This window comes from Streptomyces kronopolitis (genome assembly GCF_050953795.1).
Taxonomy (GTDB): Bacteria; Actinomycetota; Actinomycetes; order Streptomycetales; family Streptomycetaceae; genus Streptomyces; species Streptomyces kronopolitis_A.
On record NZ_CP191850.1, the window covers coordinates 4285899 to 4309171 of the forward strand.

The window sequence follows — 23273 nt, forward strand, 5'->3', positions numbered from 1 at the left end:
CCGTGACGCACGGTGCCGCCCGTAACGAGCAAGGAGTACCCCGCACATGGGATTTCTGGACGCCCTCCTCGGCCGCAGCAAGCCGGTACGCCCCGATCTTGACCAGCTCTTCGCCCTGCCGTCCGCCGCGGTGACGCTCCAGGCCGCGGCCGGATTCGAGCCCACCGGCCTGGGGTCGGTGTGTTTCGCGAGCGTCGAGGGCGGGGCGTTCTCGCGCATCCAGGAGGAAGCGCGGGCCCTGCTGGACGGCTCGGTGGAGTTCACCCAGGACGCGTACGGCTACTCGTGGCTGCTCGCACGGCACCCGGCGGAGGACGTGGCGGGCCTGGTCAATGACCTGCACGCGGTCAACACCTCGCTGGAGGAGGCGGGTTTCGGCCCGCAGCTGCTGTGTTCGCTGCTCGGCTTCCGCGACGAACGGCAGCGGCCGCTGGCGCTGGTCTACCTCTACAAGCGGGGCACGTTCTACCCCTTCGCCCCCAAGACGGACGCCGGCGAGAAGCGCGACAACCCGCTCGAACTCCAGGTGCGGGCGATGATCGGGGACGATCTGACCATCGAGCAGGACCTGTCGCGGTGGTTCCCGGTGTGGGGCGCGCCGGGGCTCTGAGCCGGTACGGGGCATTGAGCCGGTCCGGGGCTGGTGCCCGTGTGGGGCGGCGGGCCCTGTGCGGCCAAGGGGTCAGTCGGGGAAGCCGAGGTATGCGGCCGGCACCCGGTCGGTGAGCCAGACGCCGTTGGCGCTGACCTGGAAGACATGGCCCGCCCGGTGCATCGCGGCGGCGTCGACGGTCAGCACCACAGGAGTGCCGCGGCGCGCGCCCACCCGGGTCGCGGTCTCCGGGTCGGGCGAGAGGTGCACGGCGTGCCGCGCCATCGGCCGCAGTCCCTCGGCGCGGATGGCGGCCAGATGGCGGCCCACCGTGCCGTGGAAGAGCCGGCCGGGCGGTACGGCGGGCGGCAGATCGAGTACGACGTGCACGGAGTGGCCTTGGTGCGCGCGGATCCGGTCGCCCTCGATGACGTACCGCTGCTTGTCGTTGTCGGCGACGACCTGCTCCAACTCGGCCCGGGAAAACGGGAATCCATGCCGCGCGGCCGCTGCCATCAGGACGTCCACGGGCACCCGGCCCTGGGCGTCGAGGGTGATGCCGATCCGCTCCGGCGCATGACGCAGATGCTTCGCCAGGTACTTCGAGAGGCGCACGGAGCGCTGCTTGTCCATGCCTCCAGGGTGGCGCGGCGCGCGTCCGTCGGCACCTGAATTCCGGGCCGGAGGGGTTGTGGTGGGGAGGTTTTGAGGCGGGAAGGTGGACGCCGGGGCGCGGGCGTCAGTCCCCTGCGGGTCGGCCCGCCTCTTCCTGCCGGCTCTCTTCCTGGGGACGGCCCGGCTCGTGCTTCCGCTGCGCGAGTTCGCTCGCCTTCCTCGCCCTGGCGCCGGTGACCTCTTCGGCCGCCCACCGCGCCCACTCCTCCTGGGTCGCCGACATCCGCAGGCCGTACTCCAGGGCGATCCGCCCGTAGACCGAGATCATTTCCTCGTCCCACTGGGCGGTCTTGTCGAGATGTTCGAGTTCGGCGTGGGCGCGCGCGGCGCGCTCGGCCTGATGCAGGAGGTAGGTCTGCGCCTCGAGCGGCGTGACGAGGCCGAGGAAGAAGGTGCGCAGCAGGCCGTCATGGCGCTGCTGGCCCGTGGGCTGGACCTCGACGAGCCAATGGCGCAGCTCCGCCAGCCCGTCCGCGGTGATCGCGTACTCCTTGCGGCCGCGGGGGCCGTGGGCCGCGACCTCGGCGAGACCGGCCGTCGTGAGCTTGGTCAGCTCGCCGTAGACCTGGCTCTGCGTGGCAGGCCAGACGTTCGACAGCGAGGCGTTGAACAGCTTCATCAGGTCGTAGCCGCTCGCCGGGGATTCGGCCAGCAGACCCAGCACGGCATGTTTCAGGCTCATGGCCCGCACTTTACCTTCCACTGTTGACATGTCAAAGGTGGAGCTTCTATGTTCGACATGTCGAGAGTGGAATGTGCCGCGCAGGGCGGCGGCTCGACGGCGCGCGGAGCGCCGGCGGGCGCGGGCGACGAGGGGGAACCATGAACTATCTGCGGGGCTTCATTCCCTGGCTGGTCTTCGCGGGGGTGTCCTCGGCCGGCTGGCAGTGGGGCGCGCTCGCCGGTCTGGTGACGGCCGTGGTGCTGCTCCTCGCCGACCGTGCGGCCGGCCTCGCGCTCGAACACCGTCTGCTGGAATACGGCACGATCGTGTTCTTCGCGGCGCTCGGGATACTCGCCTTCGCCCAGCCGGACAGCGCTCTCAAGAGCTACGGCAGCGCGCTCTCGATGGGCTGGCTGGCGCTGATCGCGTGGGTGTCGATCGCCGTGCGGCGTCCCTTCACGCTGGGGTTCGCGCGGCGGATGGCCCCGCCGGAGGTCTGGGACAGTCCGCTGTTCCGCCGCATCAATGTCGTGCTCACCGCCGCCTGGGCGTCGTCCTTCACGCTCACCGCGATCGCGCAGGCCGCCGCCTCCGCCCTCGGCTGGAGCGTGGCCGTCTCGATCGTCATTCAGCTCGCCGGATTCATCCTTCCCGTCCGCTTCACCGCCGCCTACCCGGAGCGGGCCCGAGCCCGCTTCCTGCGGGAGTCCGGTACGCGGACCGACACCCAGGGAGGCCTGGCCTCATGACCACCACATCCCCGACCACCGCATCCGCATCCGATGCCCCGGCCCCGCACATGGCGGGCAACTTCGCCCCGGTGAAGGAGGAACTGACCGCCTACGACCTCCCGGTCACGGGCACGATCCCGCCCGAGCTGACCGGCTGGTTCCTGCGCAACGGGCCCAACCCGCGGGACGCCGCCACCCCGCACTGGTTCTTCGGTGACGGCATGGTCCACGGCCTGCGCCTGGAGGGCGGCCGGGCTGTCTCCTACCGCAACCGCTGGGTGCGCACCGCCACCTTCACCGAGGGCGTGCAGCCGGTGGACGCCCAGGGCCGCCGGAATCGGGCGGCGGGCGTGGCCAACACCCATGTCGTCCGCCATGCCGGACGCACCCTCGCCCTGGTCGAGACGTCGTTCCCCTACGAGATCGACTGCCGCCCCGGCCATGAGCTGGAGACCGTCGGCGTCCATGACTTCGAAGGCCGGCTCACCACCGCCATGACCGCTCACCCCAAGACCTGCCCGGTCACCGGTGAGCTGCACTTCTTCGGCTACGGCGGCCCCAACCCGCCCTATCTCACCTACCACCGTGCCGATGCCTCGGGGGAGTTGGTGCTCAGCCGGCCCATCGACGTCCCGGGTCCGACGATGATGCACGACTTCCATCTCACCGCGCGCCATGTCGTCTTCATGGACCTCCCGGTCGTCTTCGACCGCAGCCACCCGGGCATGCCGTACCGCTGGGACCCGGAGTACGGCGCCCGGCTCGGTGTGCTGCGTCGCGACGACCCCCAGGGTGCGGTCCGCTGGCTGTCCATCGACCCCTGCTATGTCTTCCACGCCCTGAACGCCCACGACGAGGGCGACCGGCGCATCGTGCTCCATGTGTCCCGCTACGCGGATTTCGGCGACGGGACCCCGGCCCACCTGTGGCGCTGGACGATCGATCTCGTCACCGGCACCGTCGCCGAGGAGCAACTCGACGACCGCTTCTGCGAGTTCCCCAGGGTGGACGACCGGCTCGCCGGCCAACCGGCCTGCTTCGGTCATGCCACCACCGCGGAGCTGCCGGGCACCGGCCCGATACCCGGCGCTCTGCTCCGCTACGACCTGGAGACGGGCGGGGTCGTCCGACACGACTTCGGCCCCGGGCGCACCCCGGGCGAGGCGGTCTTCGCCCCGGCCGATGACCGACCGGGAGGACCCGGCTGGCTGCTCACCTATGTCTACGACGCCTCCACCGATACCAGCGATCTCGTCGTACTCGACACGGAGGACATATCCGCCGACCCGGTCGCCACGGTCCATCTCCCCCAGCGGGTGCCCTACGGATTCCATGGCAACTGGCTTCCGGATCCTGCCAGTTGACGCTGATGTCCCTGAAGGGCGCGGCAGGGCCGCGCCCGGCTGCACCTTGACAACTCAAGAGGGATACGAGGGGAGGGGCGGGCCCGTGGCCGGGGCGGGGACTGCGGGCTCCGGACGCCACGGGCCGGCGGCCGGGGGCTGACGAGCGCGGGTCAGGGCCCGTCCGGGCGTCCCCGGCCGTCCTTCTCGGGGGCTGTGCGGTCCTTCTGGCGGGCGGCGGTCCCGGCCGGTGTGCCCGCCGGTGCGGGTCCGCTTCCGCCTGCCGCCAGGGCGTCCATCGTGCGGGCGTGGACCTCCCGCTGTGCGGCGGCGGCGAGGAAGGCCGCCGTGTGCTCCGGGCCCACCAGCGCCTGCACGGCCCGCACGGTGTCGGCGGGGAGCGTCACGCTCTCGAAGGCTGCCACCGGGTCGGTAGCGGTAGCGGGACGGGTGGCCGAGACCGGCTTCACGGCTGCCGGAGGTGCGGCGCCGGTCCGTGGCCCGGGGACACCCACGGATGCCCCGGCCTTCCCGGCCACTGCTCCGTCCGGCCCGGCCGCCGGCCCGATCTCCGCCGGTGCCACCGCTCGGCCCGTTCCCCCTTCCCCACTCACTCCCGCTCCCGCTCCCCCTCCGACCGGCCCGAGTGCCTTCGTGGGGCGGGCGTCGCTGAGGTGGTGGCGCAGGTACTGGGTGGCCAGGGTGCGCATGGCGCGGGCGAGTTCGGCGTCGATGGTCTGCTGGGCCAGGGGGCGCAGTCGGCGTACCAGAACGGCGGCCTCCGCCGCCTCGGCCCCGGTCGGCAGATGCTCCAGGAACGGCTGGAAGACGTGCTCGGCGGTGAAATCCAGGAACCGGGCGGCGATCTGCTCGACCTGGCCGCGCACCTCCCGCAGATGACCGGAGATCGCCAGGAGCGGGACGCCGGCCGCGTGCAGATCGGCGGCGACGGCGAGTTCCCGCGGGCTGGGGACGAGGAAGGCGTCGTCCCGGCCGGGGACCCGTTCCAGGACGCCCAGTTCGACGGCCTCGGCGATCGCCGTCTCGTCGGAGGTGCCCCCGAAGGCGGCACTCAGTTCGGCGCGGGAGAGGCGGGCCGGCTCCTCGTCGGTCCACGGCCCGTCGATCTCGGTGACCAGGCCCAGGACCCCGCCGAGGTCGAGGCCCGCGTCCCAGGCCTGGAGGAGTTCCTTGATGCTGGCCAGGGTGTAGCCGCGGTCGAGCAGACCGGCGATCTGGCGCAGCCGCGCCAGGTGGGCGTCGCCGTAGACATTGGCCCGGCCGCGGCGCTCCGGGCGGGGGAGCAGCCCGCGGTCCTGATACGCACGGATCGTGCGGACCGTGGCGCCGCTGAGGTGAGCCAGGTCCTCGATGCGGTACTCGGCGGGCTGCGGCTGCTCGGTCATTCGGTTGCTCCTCACACCATGGCCGCGCGTTACGGGAGAGCCGCTCGGCCCACCGCACCCGCCGCGGCGCGTGCCGCCGGGGAGGAGGCCAGATAGGCGACGGCCGTGCGCAGCGACCCTTCCTGCGAGGGATGGTACGACCGCCGCAGGTACCGCGGTATCGCCGCTCCCAGCTCTCCCCAGGTGGGCAGCAGCCCCTTGCGGACGGCACGGCGGTGCGCGCGCAGCGAGTAGCGGGAGGGGGAAGCCAGTTGCGGGTCGTGCCGCAGGAGGTAGGCGGCGCCCCAGCCCCAGAGGTAGAGCAGCACGGGGGTGGTCATGGCCATACCCAGGACACGACGGAGATAGCGGCCGGGGTCCTCGCCTCCGGTGTGCTGGTACATGTCGAAGGCGACCGCGCGGTGCTCGACCTCCTCCGCGCCGTGCCAGCGCAGCAGGTCGAGCATGACCGGGTCGGGCCCGGCGCGGTCGAGGCCCTCGGCGTTCAGCACCCAGTCGCCGAGCACCGCGGTGAACTGCTCGATGGCGGCGATCACGGAGAGCCGGAACCGCAGCCACTCCCGGTCGGTGAGCGGGAGGCCGAAGGGCGGCTTCTCCCCCAGGAGGTGGGCGAAGAGGGCATCGACGTGCCGGGTGTAGGGGGTGGTGTCCAGGCCCTGGTGGGCCAGGTGGTCGAGCACGGTGGAGTGCTGGACGCTGTGGGTGGCCTCCTGGCCCATGAAGCCTTTGACGTCCGTGCGGAGTTGCTCGTCGTGGACCAGCGGCAGGGCTTCCTTGAAGACCTTGACGAACCATCGCTCGCCCGCCGGCAGCAGCAGGTGCAGCACGTTGATGACGTGGGTGGCGGTGGGCTCGTCCGGTATCCACACCAGCGGTGTGGCCCGCCAGTCGAACGAGACCCGCCGCGGTGCGATGGGGCGGGGCTCCTGGACGTGCGGCGGGAGGTCTGGGGTGGTCATGCGGCGTGCTCCTGGGGGTGGTTGGTTCTCCTGACCGGCGGCGGGGGCGCCCGGCCCCGGTACCGGGCCCCTGATGCCGGGCGGTCGCGGCTCCGACCGACCGCTGCTTGGCCGGGCCCGGCCTGCTCCGTACTGGGGGCCGTGTGGGGCCCATGGGCGGCTTCCGTGGCTCGGCAGGTGTGGCCGCACGGCGGGCACCCGCCCGTGCGCGCCCGCCCGTCCGCCGTGCCCGTCCGCCATACCCGGCGCCACACACGGCCGGTGCCCGGTCCCGCTACCCGCCGCCCGGCCCCCTGGAGTCCTACAACCGCGGCTCGAAGCGGGCGAAGGCGCGCAGCAGGCGGGGGGTGAAGCGGTACAGCAGGCGGGCGCCGTGTGCTTCGGGGGTGACCGGCACCACCGCCTGGTTGTGGACGACCGCGCGCAGGATGGCGTCGGCGACCTTCTCCGGTGGGTAGCTGCGCCGCCGGTACTTCCGCGCGGCCGAGTCCTGGCGACGCTTCTCCTCGTCGGCCGGGACCCCCGTGAAGTGGGCGGTGTCGGTGATGGCGGTGTTGACCAGCCCGGGGCAGATGGCCGTGACGCCGATGCCCTGCCCCGCCAGCTCGGCGCGCAGACACTCGCTGAGCATCAGGACGGCCGCCTTGGACGTGCTGTAGGCGGGCAGCATCTTCGACGGGAGGAAGGCGGCGGCCGAGGCGGTGTTGACGATGTGACCGCCCTGCCCGCGGTCCGCCATCCGGCTGCCGAAGACCCGGCAGCCGTGGATGACGCCCCAGAGGTTCACGTCCAGGACCTTCTTCCAGTCCTCGGTGGTGGTCTGGAGGAAGGAGCCGGCCAGCCCGATGCCGGCGTTGTTCACCAGCACGTCGACCGTGCCGTACTCCGCGTCGACCCGGTCGGCGAGCTTCTCCATCGCCGCCTCGTCCGCGACGTCGACGGCCTTCGCCCAGGCCTGGGGTGCGCCGATCAGCCGGGAGAGGTCCGCGGTCCGTGCCGCGCCCTCGGCGTCCCGGTCGACGGCGATGATCCGCGCGCCGGCCTCCGCGAAGGCGAACGCCGTCGCCCGGCCGATGCCGCTGGCCGCGCCGGTCACCAGCACCAGCTGTCCGCCGAACCGGTCGGCGTGCGCCCCGGACGCCACGACCCGCCGCGCCGGATCGCCCTCCTCCTTGGCGGTGACGAACGCATCGATCCAGGAGACCAGTTGGTCCGGGCGGGTACGCGGCACCCAGTGCTTGGCCGGGAGGGTGCGGCGCACCAGCTGGGGAGCCCACTGCTCCAGGTCGTCGTAGAGCCGCTCGGAGAGGAAGGCGTCCCCGGTGGGGGTGATCAGCTGGACCGGGCAGTGCGCGTAGGCGTCGGCGCGCGGGCGGCGGAGCCGGGGGAGCACATTGTCGCGGTAGAGCCAGGCGCCGTGCGCCGCGTCCCTCGGCAGCGAGGCGGTGGGGTAGTCACCGGCCGGCATCTTCTCCAGCCGCTCCAGGATCCGCGGCCAGCGCTTGCCGAGCGGGCCCTTCCACGCCAGCTCGGGCAGCACGGGGGTGTGCAGCATGCCGACGTACCAGGACTTGGCGCTCTGCTGCAGCAGTTGGGCGGCCCGCCGGGGGGTGGGGCGCGTCATCCGCGCCTTGATCCAGTGGCCGAAGTGGTCCAGGGACGGGCCCGACATGGAGGTGAAGGAGGCGATCCGGCCCTCCGTGCGCGGCACCGTGGCGAATTCCCAGCCCTGTACCGAGCCCCAGTCGTGGCCGACGAGGTGGACCGGGCGGCCCGGGCTGACGGCGTCGGCGACGGCCAAGAAGTCGTCCGTCAGCTTTTCCAGGGTGAAGCCGCCCCGCAGCGGCCTCGGGGCGGTGGACCGGCCGCAGCCCCGGACGTCGTAGAGCACCACATGGAAGCGGTCGGCCAGCCCGCGGGCGACCTCGGACCACACCTCCTTGCTGTCGGGATAGCCGTGCACCAGCAGCACCGTCGGCTGCTCCGGATCACCCAGCTCCGCGACGCACAGCTCGATCCCGCCGGTCCGCACCCGGCGCTCCCGCGCCCCCGCGATCCCCGCACCGGCTCCGGCCCCGCCGTCCGCTGCGCCGCCCCGCTGCCCCCGGCCCATCCCCGACCCCCGGCTCATCCCGGACCCCTTCCTCCGGCTACTGCCCTCTCCATGCCCCGGGCCTTCTCCACGTCCCTGTCCCCCTCCACGTCCCGTGTTCACGCGGCCCTCTCCTCCTGCCAGCGCCGCACATGCGGCAGATCGTCGTCGAGCCAAAAGGCGCTTTCCTGCGGGTCCGCCGAGTCCGTCACGACCAGGATTTCCTCGAACTTCGCGCCGGTGCCCCGGAAGCCCAGGTGGGGTTCGACGGCCCACAGCCCCGGTGCCGGCGGGTGGTCGGAGAAGCGGTACGGGCTCCACAGCGGGGACCAGCCGTCCCGGTGGCCGCGCAGCGCATCGGAGGCGAGGCCCCGCAGGGAGCCGACGCCGAACCCGAAGACGGTGGGGGACCAGCGGCGTTGCCCGACCCGGTCGATCTTGTGCGCGATCACGCCGAACGGATAGGCGCGGTGCCGGTTGGCATAGCCCTGCCGCACCATCAGCCGGTCGACGTCCTCGTATATCTCCCGCAGCGACCGCCGCTCGCGCACCTCGCGCAGGATCAGGGCCCGGTGTGCTTCGAGGTCGGCGAGGAGCCGGTCGTGCACGGGGTTGAGGCCCAGACAGCCCGAGTAGCCGATATCGGCGGTGAACCCCTGGTGGACCGGAGCCAGGTCGAGGATGAAAGGCATCCCGGGCTCCAGCACACGGTGGGTGGGGAAGAACTGGAGCGGCACCCGGAAGTTGACGAAGGCCGTGCGGTCGCCGAACCACGCGAACGGCAGGTGGAACCAGTCCTGTACGCCACGCTCGCGCAGCCACTCGCGCTGCATCCGCGCCGCCGTACGCTCGGTGACCCCGGGCCGGAGCTGCGCGGCCACCGCCTCCGCGCAGGCATAGGCGAGCCGCTGGACCTCCTTGAATCCCCCCAGCTCGGCGCTGAGTTCCGCGGCGTCCCGTGCGGTCGCTGTGGTGACTGAGGCCATCGCCCACCGTCCCGTCCCTGAGCAGTCATCGCGGTACGTGCTCGTAACTTGACACTGATAAATGTGACAATGGCCGAAGGCTGCGTCAAGAGGGGGCAGGCGCGGGCGCCGCGATCCCGACGCCGCGACCCCGACGCCGTAGGGAGCTCCCGGGAGGAGACCCCTACGGGCATGTACTACCGCAGGCGGAGGGAGATCCCATCGTCTGGGTTGACGACCGGTGTGGCGGGCGCCACTAGCGTCTACGACGTGACTGTGATCGTGACCGAAAGCCTGAGCAAGCGGTTCCCGCGGGTGACCGCCTTGGACCGGCTCTCCGTTGACATCGCCCCCGGCGTAACGGGCCTGGTGGGTGCCAACGGCGCCGGCAAGTCCACCCTGATCAAAATCCTTCTGGGACTGGCTCCGGCCACCGAGGGGAGTGCGCATGTCCTCGGCCTGGACGTGACCAAGGACGGCGGCACCATCCGTGAACGGGTCGGCTACATGCCCGAGCACGACTGCCTGCCGCCGGACGTCTCGGCCACCGAATTCGTCGTGCACATGGCCCGGATGTCCGGCCTGCCGCCGACCGCCGCCCGCGAGCGCACCGCGGACACCCTGCGCCACGTCGGCCTCTACGAGGAGCGCTACCGCCCCATCGGCGGCTATTCGACGGGTATGAAGCAGCGGGTGAAACTGGCCCAGGCCCTGGTCCACGACCCGCAGCTGGTCTTCCTCGACGAGCCCACCAACGGCCTCGACCCGGCCGGGCGGGACGAGATGCTCGGGCTGATCCAGCGCGTCCACCGCGACTTCGGGATCTCCGTCCTGGTGACCTCCCACCTCCTCGGCGAGCTGGAGCGCACCTGTGATCATGTCGTCGTCATCGACGGCGGCAAACTGCTGCGCTCCTCCTCGACCGATGAGTTCACGCAGGTCACGGCCTCGCTGGCGGTCGAGGTGACGGACACCGACGCCCATCCGGACGGCACCGGAGCGCTGCGCACGGCCCTGGCCGCCGCCGGTGTCGCGGTGACCACCGCCGCGGGCGGCTCCGAGAGCCTCGCCTCCTCCGGCCACCTCCTGTATGTCGAGGCGGCCGGCGAGGAGACCTACGACCTGGTGCGCGACACCGTCGCCGGGCTCGGGCTGGGCCTGGTCCGGATGGAACAGCGCCGCCACCGGATCGCCGAGGTCTTCCGTGACGCGGACGCCGCGCAGGCCATCCCCGCCCCCGCGGGCGCCCCGCGCGCCCCGCACGCCACCCAGGACGGAGGCGCCCACGATGTCGCCTGAGCCCACGACGCCCCAGACCGCGACCTCGCAGCCCGCCGCGGCCCCGTCCGCGACGGCCGTGGCCGGTGCGCCGGGCGGCGCCCATATCCACAACATCGGCTACCGCCACTACGACGGCCCCCGCCTGGGCCGCGCCTATGCCCGCCGGTCGCTCTTCTCGCAGAGCCTGCGCGGCGCCTACGGTCTGGGCCGCTCGGCCAAGAGCAAGGTGCTGCCGATGCTGCTCTTCGCCGTGATGTGCCTGCCCGCCGCGATCATGGTCGCGGTGGCGGTGTTCACCAAGGCAGGCAAGCTCCCGGTCGGCTACTCCGGCTACGCCGTCTACCTCCAGGCCGTCATCGGCCTCTATCTGGCGTCCCAGGCCCCGCAGTCGGTCTCCCGGGATCTGCGCTTCCGGTCCATACCGCTGTATTTCTCCCGCCCCATCGAGCGGGGCGACTACGTGGCATCGAAGTTCGCGGCCATGGCCGCCGCCCTGTTCGCCCTCACCACCGCCCCCCTGCTGGTGCTCTACGCCGGAGCGCTGCTGGCGAAGATGGACTTCCTCGACCAGACCAAGGGGCTGGTACAAGGACTGGTCTCCGTGGTGCTGCTCTCGCTGCTGTTCGCCGGGATCGGCCTGGTCGTCTCCGCGGTCACCCCGCGGCGCGGTTTCGGCGTCGCCGCCGTGATCGCCGTCCTGACCATTCCGTACGGCGCGGTGAGCGCGCTGCAGGGGATCGCCCACATCCAGGGCAACGACGCCGCCGCCGGCTGGCTGGGGCTGTTCTCCCCCATCACCCTGATCGACGGGGTGCAGGCGGTGTTCCTCGGGGGCACCAGCTCCTTCCCCGACAGCATCGCCCCCTCGACCGGCGCCGGATTCGTCTACCTCCTCGTCACGCTCTCGGTCATCGCCGGCTGCTACGCCCTGCTGCTGCGCCGCTACCGGAAGGCCGGGCTGTGACGCCCGCCCGCCGCCGGCCGCTGCCGGGCGGCGCCCCCGGCCCCACCACGACCCTCCGAAGGAACGGGCCGCGCCCATGACGCACCTCTCCATCGACCATGTCTCGCGCTGGTTCGGCAACGTCGTCGCCGTCAACGACATCACGATGTCCATCGGGCCCGGCGTGACCGGCCTGCTCGGCCCCAACGGCGCCGGCAAGTCGACCCTCATCAACATGATGGGCGGCTTCCTCGCGCCCTCCAACGGCACCGTCACCCTCGACGGCGCGACGATCTGGCGCAACGCCGGCATCTACCGTCACATCGGCATCGTCCCGGAGCGCGAGGCGATGTACGACTTCCTCACCGGGCGCGAATTCGTCGTCGCCAACGCCGAGTTGCACGGGCTGGGCCGGACCGAGGCGGCCCGGGCGCTGGCCACCGTCGAGATGGAATACGCCCAGGACCGCAAGATCTCGACGTACAGCAAGGGCATGCGCCAGCGCGTGAAGATGGCGTCCGCGCTGGTCCACGACCCGTCCGTGCTGCTGCTCGACGAGCCGTTCAACGGCATGGACCCGCGCCAGCGGATGCAGCTGATGGAGCTGCTGCGGCAGATGGGCGACCAGGGCCGGACGGTCCTGTTCTCCTCGCACATCCTCGAAGAGGTCGAGCAACTCGCCTCCCACATCGAGGTGGTGGTGGCCGGACGGCACGCCGCGTCCGGCGACTTCCGCAAGATCCGTCGCCTGATGACCGACCGCCCGCACCGCTACCTCATCCGGTCCGACAACGACCGGGCGCTGGCCGGTGCCCTGATCGCCGACCCCTCGACGGCCGGGATCGAGGTGGATCTCGCCGAAGGCGCCCTGCGGGTCCAGGCGGTCGACTTCGGGCGCTTCACCGAACTCCTGCCGCGGGTCGCCCGCGAGCACGGCATCCGCCTGCTGACGGTCTCGCCCTCCGACGAGTCGCTGGAATCCGTCTTCTCCTACCTCGTAGCGGCCTGACCGAGGCCTGAAAGGAGCCCTGACGCATGTCCACGACCACTCCGGCGGCCTCGCCCGCGCGCGCGCCCAAGGCCGCACTGTTCCACCCGACCGTCGCCCGGCTCACCTACCGCGCCCTGCTCGGCCGGCGGCGAGCCCTGATCCTCTTCGCCCTGCCCACCCTGCTGGTGGTGCTCGCCATCGCCGTCCGCGCGCTGGCCAGCGCGGACGACTCCACCGCCGGCGGCATCCTGGGCGGCTTCGCGCTCGGCACGATGGTGCCGCTGATCGGCGTCATCGCCGGTACGGGCGCGATAGGCCCGGAGATCGACGACGGCTCGGTGGTCTACCTCCTGGCCAAGCCGGTGACCCGGCCGACGATCATCTTCACCAAACTCCTCGTCGCGATCGGTGTCACGGTCGCCTTCTCCGCCCTGCCCGTCCTGCTCGCCGGCTTCCTCCTCAACGGCAACAGCCAGCAGATGGCCGTGGGGTACGCGGTGGCGGCGGCGATCGCCTCGGTCGCCTACAGCGCCCTGTTCCTGCTCTTCGGCACGCTCACCCGGCACGCCGTGGTGTTCGGCCTGGTCTACGCCCTGGTCTGGGAAGCGCTCATGGGGACGCTCATTCCGGGCGCGAAGACCCTCAGCATCCAGCAGTGGGCGCTGGCCATCGGGCAGCGGGTGGCCGCGGACGGCGCGATCACCTCGGACGTCGGACTGCCCGCCGCGATCTGCCTGCTGGTCGGCCTCACGGTCGTCGCCACCTGGTACGCCGGCCGCCGTCTGAAGGCGCTCACGCTCGCCGGCGAGGAGTAACCCCCGCCGGCGGCCGGGCCCGCGGGGTGGCAGGACGGACCTCGTCCCTGCCGCCCCGCGGGTCCGTAGGCACACCGTGCCGTCGAGGCCCCGGCCCTAAGCCCCGCCACCGCCCGCTGCGCCGCCACTCACAGCGTTACCGCTTCCCCCGCCCCGCTGCCGGCGGTTGAACTCCCGCACGTTCCTCAGATGCCGCGGGTAGTCGGCCGTGAAGCGGGTGTCGCCCGGTGTGACCGTGACGAAGTAGAGCCAGTCACCGGTCGGCGGTGCCCCGGCCGCCCGCAGCGCGTCCGCCCCGGGGTTGTCGATCGGCGTCGGCGGCAGGCCCGCGTTCCGGTAGGTGTTGTACGGGCTGTCGATCCTGGTGTCGGCGTGGCTGGTGCGCAACGTGCTGCGGCCCAGCGCGTAGTTGAGCGTCGAGTCCATCTGCAGCGGCATGTGGTGGTCGAGCCGGTTGGTGATGACCCGGGCGACCTTGCCCATGTCGGCCGGCCGGTCCGCCTCGGCCTGCACGATGCTGGCGATGACCACCGTCCGGTAGGAGGAGACGCCGCGGTCGGCGAGGTGCCCCCTGGCGGTCCTGACCATGTAGGAGAGCAGCGACGCCGGGGTGGTGTCCGAGCGGAGCGGATACGTCGCCGGAAAGAGGTAGCCCTCGGGGTTGCCGTGGGCGTCGTCCGGCAGAGTGAGGTGCGCGCTCCTCGCTGCCTTCGCCGTGGAACCCGCGGGCACCTTCAGGGCCCTGTCCGCGGCGGCGTAGATCTGTCCGGCCCGCTGCCCCTCGGGGACCGTCAGGGAGCCCACGGCCCGCCCGCGCAGCCACCGGGCCAGCAGCAGGCCGCCCAGGACGAGCACGACGACCAGGACGGCCAGGACGGTCACGAGAAGAAGCCGGCCACGACGGGAGGACCACGGTCCCGGCCGGTGCACGGTGTGCTGAACCTCGCTCATGGGGGCACGGTAGGACACCACCCCGACCGTCGGGTGACCACCACGAGAAGGGGTCCCGGAGATCTCCGGGACACCGCCCCACCGGCGCTCTTTCCCTCCCCGTACGGGCTACTCGCCGTTCCCCTCGCCGATCCGCCGGTCCCGCCCCGCGCCCGCGCCCAGCAGCGCCAGACCGGCGCAGACCGCGAGCAGCAGGATCAGCGGGACACTCCAGCCACCGGTGGCCTGGTGGACCGCGCCCAGCACCAGGGGCCCGGCGGCGGCGAGGAGGTAGCCGCCGGTCTGGGCCATGCCGGAGAGCCGGGCGGCGGTGTGGGCGTCACCGGAGCGCAGCACCATCATCGTCAGGGCCAGCCCCAGCGCACCGCCCTGTCCGACGCCGAGCAGCGCGGCCCACAGCCAGGCGCCGGCCACCGGCGCCAGCAGCAGACCGGCGACGCCGCAGGCCATCAGCGCGGACACCGCCACGCCCAGCAGCCGCTGACGCCGCATCCGCCCCGCGAGCACCGGCACCACGAACGAACCGGCCATCTGCAGCAGCGTGCTGAACGCGAAGACCAGCCCGGCCTCGCTCTTGGCCATGCCGTGGTCGGTGAAGATCGTCGGCATCCAGGCGATGCTCACGTACGCGATCAGCGACTGCGAGCCCATGAACAGCGTGACCTGCCAGGCCAGCGGGGAGCGGCTCAGCTTCGGCCCGGCCGCGCCCCGATGCGCCGGGGTGGCCGCGGGCGCGCCGTGCCGGCTGCCCCGCCGGACGAGCAGGGCCTGCGGGATCCAGACCACCGCGGCGACGGCGGCCAGCAGCGACCAGGAGACCAGCGACCCCTGCCAGCTGCCGAGCGCTTCCTCCAGCGGGACCGCCGTGGCGGCCGAGACGGTCGCCCCCAGGATCATCGCGGTCGAGTACAGCGCCGTCATCCCCGCCGCCCGGTCCGGGAAGTCCCGCTTGATCAGCCCCGGCATCAGCACGTTCAGCAGGGCTATGGAGGACCCCACCACCGCGCACCCGGCGAACAGCGCGACCACCGGCGGGGCGATCCGCAGCACGATGCCGCCGCACAGCGCTACCAGCGCCCCGCACAGCACCGCCTCCGTGCCCCAGCGCCGCGCCAGCTTCGGCGCGGCGATCGAGCCGAGTCCCATGAAGACCAGCGGAATCGTCGTCACCAGGCTGCTGGAGGTCGCGGTCAGCCCGAAGTGCCGGCCGATCTCCCCGAGCAGCGGGGAGACACCGGCCAGCGCGGTGCGCATGTTGAGCGCGGCGAGCACGATCCCGGCCATGAGCAGGGCGGGGTGGGCCCGCAGCCGGCGGCGGGCGGTGGCGACCGGCGGTGTCGCGACCAGATCCTCCTCGGCGTCGATCACCGCGGTTGCCCGCTCGGATGTGCTCGGCATGCTCTCTTCCTCCGCTCGTTCGGCCGGCCGCGGCGATCTGCCGCGCGGCTCGTGCGTGTGTCCGCTCCCCGCGCGAAAGCCCGTCCGTGCGCCGGCATCGCGCACCGGCTTCCGGCGCGCCCGGGCACCCGTGCTGCGGCACCGGAGCACCGTGGGCCCGGTGCGAAAAGGCAGGGAACCCCGTCGTCCGGTCCGGAGACAGGGGCTCAGTCGTCGCTCAGCAGGGCTTCCACGGCCCGCTTCGGCTTCTCCAGCAGGGCGCGGGTGGCCCGTTCCGCGGCCTCCGGGTCGCCCGCCGCGATCGCGTCCAGCACCGCGCGGTGATCCCCGTGCAGGATCCTCGGCATCGCCCGGTCGTCGAGCGCGCTGACCAGCGCCTCCCGCACCGAGCTGCTGAACCAGCCGTAGGTGGCCGTCAGCGCGGTGTTGTGCGCGGCCTCGACCACGGCCCGGTGGAAGGCGATGTCGTGGTCGGCGTAGAGCTCCAGCTGGTCGGCGTGCGGCTGGCCCTCCGCGTCCGCGAGGTCGGCCTGCGCGTCCAGCGCGGCCCGCATCCGCGCCAGGTCGGCGGGCTCGTGGCGCAGCGCGGCCAGCCGGGCGGCCTCCGCCTCCAGCGCGATCCGCAGCTCCAGCACGTCCCGGATGCCCGCCCGTTGGACGCCGCGCATGATGTCGCCGGGGTCCGCGGTGGACACCACGAAGGTGCCCTCGCCCTGCCGGGAGCGCAGCATCCCCGCATGGACGAGCACCCGCACGGCCTCGCGGACGGTGTTCCGGCCGACTTCGAGCTGTTCGGCGAGCGCGTGCTCGGTGGGGATGCGGGAGCCCACCGTCCATTCCCCGGCGGCGAGTTGGGCCCGCAGGGCGTCGACGACGGTGTCCACGAGTGAGCGTCGTCCCGCCGCCTGCAGTGCCATGGCCGTTCCGTCCGTGTCGGTGAGCGCCAGTTGCCCTGTCATCCTACAACTGACTGATTCATCGTACATGGAAGTGGTCGGGGAGGGGAAAATACCTGGTGGGAGCGCGTACGGGGGCGGGCGGCGGGGTGCCGGGCGGTGTCCCTGCCGCCCCGTCGCCCGCCCCCTGCGTCACAGTCCGACGTCCCGCTCCTGGAGGTCCGCCAGGGATTCGCGGCGCACCAGGAGGCGGGCCCGGCCGCCGGTGACGGCGACGACCGGCGGCCGGCCGACGAGGTTGTAGCCGGAGGCCATCGAGAGCTGGTAGGCGCCGGCGACGGGCACGGCCAGCAGGTCGCCGGGGCGGACGTCGGCGGGCAACGGGACATCGGCGGCGAGCACATCGCCCGCCTCGCAGTGCCGCCCGACGACGGTGACCGGCTCCGTCGCGGCCGCCGTGTCCCGCCCGACCAGCCGCGGGGCGTAGCGCACCCCGTACAGCGCGGGCCGGGGGTTGTCGCTCATCCCGCCGTCCACCGCGACGAAGGTGTGGGCGCCGGTCCGCTTGACCGACAGCACCCGGTAGAGGACGACGCCGGCCGGACCCACCACGGCGCGGCCGGGCTCGACGGCGAGCCGGGGCACCGGCAGTCCGGCCGCCGCGCAGCCGCGGGCCAGCTCCGTGCGGACCCTCGCGGCGAGGGCGGCGACGTCGAGGGCCGGCTCACCGGGGCGGTAGGCGACGCCGTGGCCGCCGCCGAGGTCCAGCTCGGGCAGCGTGACACCGTGCTGCTCACGGATCCGGGCCAGCAGGCCGATCAGTCGTCGCACGGCCGACAGATACGGCTTGACGGTGGTGATCTGCGAGCCCAAGTGGCAGTGCAGCCCGACCAGTTCGAGGCAGGGCTGGCCGAGCACCCGGGCGATGGCGTGCTGGGCGGAGCCGTCGGCGATCGACAGCCCGAACTTCTGGTCGTCGGTCCCGGTCCGGATCTTGGCGTGCCCGCCGGCGGCGATCCCCGGCACGACCCGGATCAGGACCTTCTGCCGGGTGCCCGCCGGAACCGCGGCGGCCAGCCGGGCGATCTCCGCGGTGTTGTCGAGGGCGATCCGGCCGACGCCGAGCCGCAGCGCGGCCCGCAGATCCGCCGGGCTCTTGGCGTTGCCGTGCAGCACCATCCGCGCGGGCGGGAAGCCGGCGGTGACGGCCAGTTCCAGTTCGCCCGCCGAGCAGACGTCCAGGCCGAGGCCCTCCTCCCGCACCCAGTGCACCATGGCGCGGCACAGGAACGCCTTGGCCGCGTAGTAGACCTCGGCGTCGGGGAAGGCCCGCAGGTAGGCCCGGCAGCGATGGCGTATCTCGTCCTCGTCCAGGACGTAGGAGGGGGTGCCGAACCGGTCGGCCACCTCGGTGAGCGGCACCCCGCCGACGGCCAGATCGTCATGGCCCGCGGGTGTCGTCGACCCGGGCCAGACGGACAGCGGCCCGTCGCCGGCGGCCGGCCCGTTGTCGGAGGCCGGCCCGTCGCCGGCGGCCGGCCGGAGGGCGGTGCGCGGCGGGGCTGTGACGGCACCGGCCACGGGGGCGGCGGTTTCCGGGACGGCCCGGGGCGGGGCGTGACGACGCCTCGGGTTCAGGCGGTTCGGGTGACTCATGGCGCTCGCCTCCCTCAGACGGCCCGCAGATGGTGACCGCGGCTGCGGGGCGTCTCGGGGACGAACCCCGGATCCACGGTCAGCGCCGCCGCCCCGACGGGTTCGGCCAGCGCCCGCAGCGCGGCCTCGGAGAGCCTGACCCACGGCTGGCCGCTGCCGAGGACCGCGGCGAGCCGCTCGGGCGAGGTGAAGCCGACGGCGGTGCGGCCGCCGAGCGGAGTGCGGAACAGGCGGGCCGTGCAGCCCGCGGGGCCCGACCGGACGGGGACGTACAGCAGCCCGGCCGGGACGGGTTCGGCAGGCTCGGGATCTTCCGCGTACAGGGGATGGGACACGGCGTCGCTCCTCGTGCAGAACAGCGGCCCCGGACCGGTGGGAAACGCGTGCGCCGGGGCTCGGCCCTGACGCTATGCCCGGGATGCGGGGCTTCCGGCCGGTCCCTGACGCGTCATTGACGGGTTGTGGGCCCTACTTGACGCGATGCTGCCGCCCGGTGGCCGGCTGTGCGACGGGGGTGACACAGGGCAGCCGCCGGCCGGGCCTGGCCCGCCCCGCTCGACCTTGACACGGTGGAAGGCACTGGACTGGAAGGCACCATGTTCACCATCGGGGACTTCGCCCGGCACGGACGGGTGTCGGCCCGCATGCTGCGCCACTACGACGCGCTCGGGCTGCTGCGCCCGGCCCGCACTGACGGCGGCGGGCGCGCGGCTGGCCCAGGTCGAGGCGAGGCTCCGGACGATCGAGAGTGAGGGACGCATGTCTGCCGACGAGGTGGTGGTCAAGCGCACCGCAACGGTCCTGCTGGCCGAGCTGACCGGCATCGCGGCCGGCTACGGGCCCGAGGACATCGGGCCGGTCATCCAGCCGCTCTACGCCGAACTGTGCCGCCGGCTGGAGGCGGCCGGGGTGACCCCGGCCGGACCGGGCCTGGCCTATTACGAGGACGCCCCGCGGACCGGAGCGGGCGGCGAACGGCCCGCCGACGACGAGGACTCCGGCGGTGCGGCCGTCGTCGTCCACGCCGGGATCGTGCTCACCCGCGAAGCCCTGGACAAGGCCGGCTGCACGGCCACCGGCAGGTCCACGACGGCCGGCGCGGACGGCCCCGGCTTCGACGTCGTCACCCTCCCCGGCCTCGACTGCGCCGCCACGGTGGTCCACCACGGCCCGATGAGCCGGATCCTGCCCACCGTCCAGAACCTGGCCCGCTGGATCGACACCAACGGCTACCGTTCCGCCGGTTACGCCCGCGAGCTCTACCTGGAGTGCCCACCCGACCAGGAGCAATGGATCACCGAGATCCAGGAGCCGGTGGTCCGGATCTGAGCGCGGCTCTCCCGTGCCCACGGCGGCGTCCTTCGCCGCACGCTAGCCTCGAATGGTGACAATCGACGGCAATCAGGACGGGGCGGTTCCGGGGGACGCGCTCGGCCACCCTCGGTGCCCGCGCACCGACTTCGGCGGGAGCGCGCCCCTCCGGCGGCTCATCGAGACCCCCGGACCGCGGATCGCCGCCCCCCGAGGGCGCCGCTGATGGGCGCGCCGATGGAGCCGCCGCGGCCCGGTGTGCGGACGCCGTGCGGGAATCCGCTGGTCCGGGCGAGGGAGTGGGTGCGCAGCAGTCCCGGTACGCACATCTGGCTGCTGGTCATCGGGGTCACCAGCCTGGTCGTGGCCTCCGCCTCGGAGGGGCTGGGGCAGTTCCTCGTCCACCGCACCAGCAGCAACATCCACGAACTGAACGAGCATCCGCTGCCGTCGCTGCTGATCAGCGGCTTCTGGATCGAACGCCCCGGGTCCTTCCTGCTCTACGTGGTGATGTTCGAGCTGGTGCACGCCAACGTGGAGCGCTGGACGGGGACCACGCGCTGGCTGCTGACCGTCGGCGGTGCGCACATCGCGGCCACCCTGGCCAGCCAGGAACTCGTGCTGCTGGCCATCGAGGGGCACCGGCTGCCGCGGTCGATGACTCATGTGGTGGACATCGGCGTCTCGTACGGGCTGGCGGCGGCCGCCGGGGTGCTGACCTACCGGCTGCGGCCGCCCTGGCGGTACGGCTACCTCGCCGTGGTGCTGGTGTTCTTCGGCATCCCGCTGCTGACCGGTGCGAGCTTCACCGACTTCGGTCATGCCATCGCGCTGGCCATGGGCTTCGCCGCCTGGCCGCTGACCCCGGCGGCGGCCGCCGGGGCCGGGGAGGCCGCGGAGCCGGGGGAGGCGCCGACGAATGCGGCGCACGGGCGAAAGGGCGTGCGGCCGGGGACCGCGGAGCCGGAGAGAACCGGTCCGGACGCCCGGCCGCCCGCGGGGTCCGGACCGCCGGACGGTCAGGAGAGGTAGAGCCGCTCCAGCACCACCGCGACGCCGTCCTCCTCGTTGGAGGCGGTGAGTTCGTGCGCCACGGCCTTCAGCTCGTCATGGGCGTTGGCCATCGCCACGCCGTGCGCGGACCAGGCGAACATCGGGATGTCGTTGGGCATGTCGCCGAAGGCCAGCGTCTCCTTGGCGGTGACGCCCAGCCGGCGGGCGGCCAGCGACAGTCCGGTGGCCTTCGACAGGCCCAGCGGCAGCAGTTCGACGATGCCCTCGCCGGCCACCGTCACCCCCACCAGGTCCCCGGCGATCTGCCGCGCGGCCAGCGCCAGCGCGTCGTCGTCCAGGGTCGGGTGCTGGAGGTAGACCTTGTTGAGCGGGGCCGCCCACAGCTCGCCGGGATCGTCCAGCAGGACGTTCGGCAGCGGGCCCTCCTGGACGCGGTAGCCGGGGGCGACCAGCACCTCGCCGTCGAGTCCGTCGCGGCTGGCCGCCAGATACAGCGGACCGGTCTCCGCCTCGATCTTGGACAGCGCCAGACCGGCCAGCTGGCGGTCGAGCGTCACCGACGTCAGCAGCCGGTGCTCACCGGCGTGGTAGACCTGACCGCCCTGCCCGCACACCGCGAGGCCCTTGTACTCCAGGGCATCCAGGATGTGCCGGGTCCAGGGCACGGCCCGGCCGGTGACGACGATGTGTGCCGCGCCCGCCGCGGTGGCCGCGGCGAGCGCCTGGCGGGTGCGCTCGGAGACGGTCTCGTCGGGGCGCAGCAGCGTCCCGTCGAGATCCGTCGCGATGAGCTTGTAGGGCAGCGGAGCCGGCGTGCTCACTTGGCGACGGGCTCCAGGATCTCACGGCCGCCCAGGTAGGGGCGGAGCACCTCGGGGACGCGCACGGAGCCGTCCGCCTGCTGGTGGTTCTCGAAGATCGCCACGATGGTGCGCGGAACGGCGCAGAGCGTGCCGTTCAGGGTCGCCAGCGGCGAGACCTTCTGCTTGCCGTCGACGTTCTCGCGCATCCGGACCGAGAGGCGGCGGGCCTGGAACTCGTCGCAGTTGGAGGCCGAGGTCAGCTCGCGGTACTTGCCCTGGGTGGGGATCCACGCCTCGCAGTCGAACTTGCGCGAGGCGGAGGCGCCGAGGTCACCGGTGGCGACGTCGATCACCTGGAAGGGCAGCTCCAGACCGGTCAGCCACTGCTTCTCCCAGTCCAGCAGGCGCTGGTGCTCGGCCTGCGCGTCGTCCGGCGCGACGTAGGAGAACATCTCCACCTTGTCGAACTGGTGGACCCGGAAGATGCCGCGGGTGTCCTTGCCGTAGGTGCCGGCCTCGCGGCGGAAGCACGGCGAGAAACCGGCGTAGCGCAGCGGCAGCTTGGCCGCGTCGACGATCTCGTCCATGTGGTACGCGGCGAGCGGGACCTCGGAGGTGCCGACCAGGTAGTAGTCGTCCTTCTCCAGGTGGTAGACGTTCTCCGCGGCCTGGCCGAGGAAGCCGGTGCCCTCCATGGCGCGCGGGCGCACCAGGGCGGGGGTCAGCATCGGGGTGAAGCCGGCCGCGGTGGCCTGCGCGATGGCGGCGTTGACCAGGGCGAGCTCCAGCAGCGCGCCGACGCCGGTGAGGTAGTAGAAGCGGGAGCCGGAGACCTTGGCGCCGCGCTCGACGTCGATGGCGCCGAGCAGTTCGCCGATCTCCAGGTGGTCCTTGGGCTCGAAGCCCTCGGCGGTGAAGTCACGGATGGTGCCGTGCGTCTCCAGGACCGTGAAGTCCTCCTCGCCGCCCACGGGGACGTCGGGGTGGACGAGGTTGCCGAGCTTGCGCAGCAGCGCCTGCGTCTCCTCCTTGGCCTCGTCCTGCGCGGCGTCGGCGGCCTTGACGGCGGCGGACAGCTCGCCGGCCTTCTCCAGCAGCGCGGCCTTCTCGTCGGCGGCGGCCTTGGGGATCAGCTTGCCGAGCGACTTCTGCTCGGCACGCAGCTCGTCGAAGCGGACGCTGGACGACCTGCGCCGCTCGTCGGCGGAGAGAAGCGCGTCGACGAGTGCGACGTCCTCTCCACGGGCGCGCTGGGACGCGCGCACACGGTCGGGGTCCTCACGAAGCAGGCGAAGGTCAATCACCCCCCCAGGCTACCGGGGCCTCACCGCGGCACTCGACGCGATATTCCCCCGCACGGCATTTGTCCGTTTTGAGGTGTTTATTCCCTTAAGGGGGGCGGAAGGAAAGCGACGGGAAATGCAGTCGCATTCCGGGGTGCGCGGCGGTTCGGCGCGGGGCTTTCGCGGGGTGCCGGGGAGGGGATTTCGCGGCGCCCCGGCCGGTGATCCACTGCGCGCGGGGCGGCAGTTGGGCGGCCTCCGCAGAGGGGTGCGGGTCAGGGTTATCCCCCGGGATTCCCTTGGTTGTCCACAGGGGCTGGGGGTTTCCGGATTGTTATCCACAGGCTGTGTGTGAGATCTGTGGAAGTCGGAGGAGATCATTCCGCTCCCGAAATGCTCGGCTATGGATTCTCTGTCCAAACCCCGTTCACGCACTCTTTCGTGTGGGATTGCCTCGCCCTAAAGGATTGATCACCTGAATTGTGCTGACGCTGTCCGACGTGA

The 23273-nt window shown here is 72.6% G+C and carries 21 protein-coding genes and 1 pseudogene; 9 read left to right on the forward strand and 13 right to left on the reverse strand.

The features are described 5' to 3' along the window. Positions 1 to 46 precede the first annotated feature (46 nt). Positions 47 to 610, forward strand: a complete 564-nt coding sequence (gene pspAB, locus ACQP17_RS18880; RefSeq protein ID WP_433857322.1) for a PspA-associated protein PspAB — start codon at positions 47 to 49, stop codon at positions 608 to 610. Between the two features lie 72 nt (positions 611 to 682). On the opposite strand, the gene ACQP17_RS18885 is transcribed toward pspAB, so the two are convergent. Then, positions 683 to 1225 carry an RNA 2'-phosphotransferase gene (locus ACQP17_RS18885; RefSeq protein WP_433857323.1) on the reverse strand — a complete coding sequence of 181 codons (543 nt, stop codon included), beginning with the start codon at positions 1223 to 1225 and terminating at the stop codon, positions 683 to 685. A gap of 106 nt (positions 1226 to 1331) precedes the next feature. Beyond that, positions 1332 to 1949, reverse strand: a complete 618-nt coding sequence (locus tag ACQP17_RS18890; protein WP_433857324.1) for a helix-turn-helix transcriptional regulator — start codon at positions 1947 to 1949, stop codon at positions 1332 to 1334. A 140-nt stretch (positions 1950 to 2089) separates the two neighbouring features. On the opposite strand from ACQP17_RS18890, the gene ACQP17_RS18895 reads away from it, so the two are divergent. Continuing rightward, complete coding sequence (locus ACQP17_RS18895; RefSeq protein ID WP_433857325.1) at positions 2090 to 2680, forward strand: hypothetical protein; 591 nt, start codon at positions 2090 to 2092, stop codon at positions 2678 to 2680. Further along, positions 2677 to 4026, forward strand: a complete 1350-nt coding sequence (locus ACQP17_RS18900; RefSeq protein WP_433857326.1) for a carotenoid oxygenase family protein — start codon at positions 2677 to 2679, stop codon at positions 4024 to 4026. The genes ACQP17_RS18895 and ACQP17_RS18900 overlap by 4 nt, the downstream gene beginning before the upstream one ends. A gap of 152 nt (positions 4027 to 4178) precedes the next feature. Here ACQP17_RS18900 and ACQP17_RS18905 read toward each other — a convergent pair whose 3' ends face one another. The 4 genes from ACQP17_RS18905 to ACQP17_RS18920 all read right to left on the reverse strand — a co-directional run bounded on the left by ACQP17_RS18905 (position 4179) and on the right by ACQP17_RS18920 (position 9448). Beyond that, positions 4179 to 5411 (reverse strand): MerR family transcriptional regulator, encoded by a 1233-nt coding sequence (locus ACQP17_RS18905; RefSeq protein ID WP_433857327.1) that lies wholly within the window; start codon positions 5409 to 5411, stop codon positions 4179 to 4181. 29 nt (positions 5412 to 5440) lie between these two features. Next, positions 5441 to 6370: a metal-dependent hydrolase gene (locus ACQP17_RS18910; RefSeq protein ID WP_433857328.1), complete on the reverse strand. Its 930-nt coding sequence runs from the start codon at positions 6368 to 6370 to the stop codon at positions 5441 to 5443. Between the two features lie 301 nt (positions 6371 to 6671). After that, positions 6672 to 8483 carry an SDR family oxidoreductase gene (locus ACQP17_RS18915; protein WP_433859942.1) on the reverse strand — a complete coding sequence of 604 codons (1812 nt, stop codon included), beginning with the start codon at positions 8481 to 8483 and terminating at the stop codon, positions 6672 to 6674. Positions 8484 to 8581: 98 nt separating this feature from the next. After that, positions 8582 to 9448, reverse strand: coding sequence for a M24 family metallopeptidase (locus ACQP17_RS18920; RefSeq protein ID WP_433857329.1), 867 nt, complete (start codon positions 9446 to 9448; stop codon positions 8582 to 8584). Positions 9449 to 9619: 171 nt separating this feature from the next. Here ACQP17_RS18920 and ACQP17_RS18925 point away from each other — a divergent pair, with 171 nt between their 5' ends. From ACQP17_RS18925 to ACQP17_RS18940, 4 genes are all read left to right on the forward strand, one after another. Further along, the gene (locus ACQP17_RS18925) at positions 9620 to 10726 is read left to right on the forward strand and encodes an ABC transporter ATP-binding protein (protein ID WP_433857330.1); all 1107 of its coding nucleotides are present in this window, start codon (positions 9620 to 9622) and stop codon (positions 10724 to 10726) included. Then, a complete protein-coding gene (locus ACQP17_RS18930; protein WP_433857331.1) occupies positions 10716 to 11672 on the forward strand; it encodes an ABC transporter permease subunit in 957 nt (318 codons plus the stop codon). Before ACQP17_RS18925 ends, ACQP17_RS18930 begins: the two co-directional genes overlap by 11 nt. A gap of 76 nt (positions 11673 to 11748) precedes the next feature. Continuing rightward, a complete protein-coding gene (locus ACQP17_RS18935) occupies positions 11749 to 12660 on the forward strand; it encodes an ABC transporter ATP-binding protein (RefSeq protein WP_364873352.1) in 912 nt (303 codons plus the stop codon). Positions 12661 to 12737: 77 nt separating this feature from the next. Then, positions 12738 to 13457, forward strand: coding sequence for an ABC transporter permease subunit (locus tag ACQP17_RS18940; protein ID WP_433859943.1), 720 nt, complete (start codon positions 12738 to 12740; stop codon positions 13455 to 13457). A 96-nt stretch (positions 13458 to 13553) separates the two neighbouring features. On the opposite strand, the gene mltG is transcribed toward ACQP17_RS18940, so the two are convergent. From mltG to ACQP17_RS18965, 5 genes are all read right to left on the reverse strand, one after another. Then, positions 13554 to 14408 (reverse strand): endolytic transglycosylase MltG, encoded by an 855-nt coding sequence (gene mltG, locus ACQP17_RS18945; RefSeq protein ID WP_433857332.1) that lies wholly within the window; start codon positions 14406 to 14408, stop codon positions 13554 to 13556. A gap of 108 nt (positions 14409 to 14516) precedes the next feature. Continuing rightward, entirely contained in the window at positions 14517 to 15806 is a 1290-nt protein-coding gene (locus tag ACQP17_RS18950) for a CynX/NimT family MFS transporter (RefSeq protein ID WP_433857333.1), read from the reverse strand. 206 nt (positions 15807 to 16012) lie between these two features. Further along, entirely contained in the window at positions 16013 to 16723 is a 711-nt protein-coding gene (locus ACQP17_RS18955; RefSeq protein ID WP_364873828.1) for a FadR/GntR family transcriptional regulator, read from the reverse strand. A 171-nt stretch (positions 16724 to 16894) separates the two neighbouring features. After that, entirely contained in the window at positions 16895 to 18358 is a 1464-nt protein-coding gene (lysA, locus tag ACQP17_RS18960) for a diaminopimelate decarboxylase (RefSeq protein WP_433857334.1), read from the reverse strand. 14 nt (positions 18359 to 18372) lie between these two features. After that, positions 18373 to 18693: an SAV_915 family protein gene (locus ACQP17_RS18965; RefSeq protein WP_433857335.1), complete on the reverse strand. Its 321-nt coding sequence runs from the start codon at positions 18691 to 18693 to the stop codon at positions 18373 to 18375. Positions 18694 to 18954: 261 nt separating this feature from the next. On the opposite strand from ACQP17_RS18965, the pseudogene ACQP17_RS18970 reads away from it, so the two are divergent. Both ACQP17_RS18970 and ACQP17_RS18975 read left to right on the forward strand, forming a co-directional pair. Beyond that, a pseudogene (locus ACQP17_RS18970) lies at positions 18955 to 19687 on the forward strand (MerR family transcriptional regulator). A 285-nt stretch (positions 19688 to 19972) separates the two neighbouring features. Beyond that, positions 19973 to 20701, forward strand: a complete 729-nt coding sequence (locus tag ACQP17_RS18975; RefSeq protein WP_433857336.1) for a rhomboid-like protein — start codon at positions 19973 to 19975, stop codon at positions 20699 to 20701. Here ACQP17_RS18975 and ACQP17_RS18980 read toward each other — a convergent pair. Then, positions 20689 to 21504, reverse strand: coding sequence for an HAD family hydrolase (locus ACQP17_RS18980; protein WP_433857337.1), 816 nt, complete (start codon positions 21502 to 21504; stop codon positions 20689 to 20691). The genes ACQP17_RS18975 and ACQP17_RS18980 overlap by 13 nt on opposite strands. After that, positions 21501 to 22790, reverse strand: coding sequence for a serine--tRNA ligase (gene serS / locus ACQP17_RS18985; protein ID WP_433857338.1), 1290 nt, complete (start codon positions 22788 to 22790; stop codon positions 21501 to 21503). Before serS ends, ACQP17_RS18980 begins: the two co-directional genes overlap by 4 nt. Between the last annotated feature and the right edge of the window lie 483 nt (positions 22791 to 23273).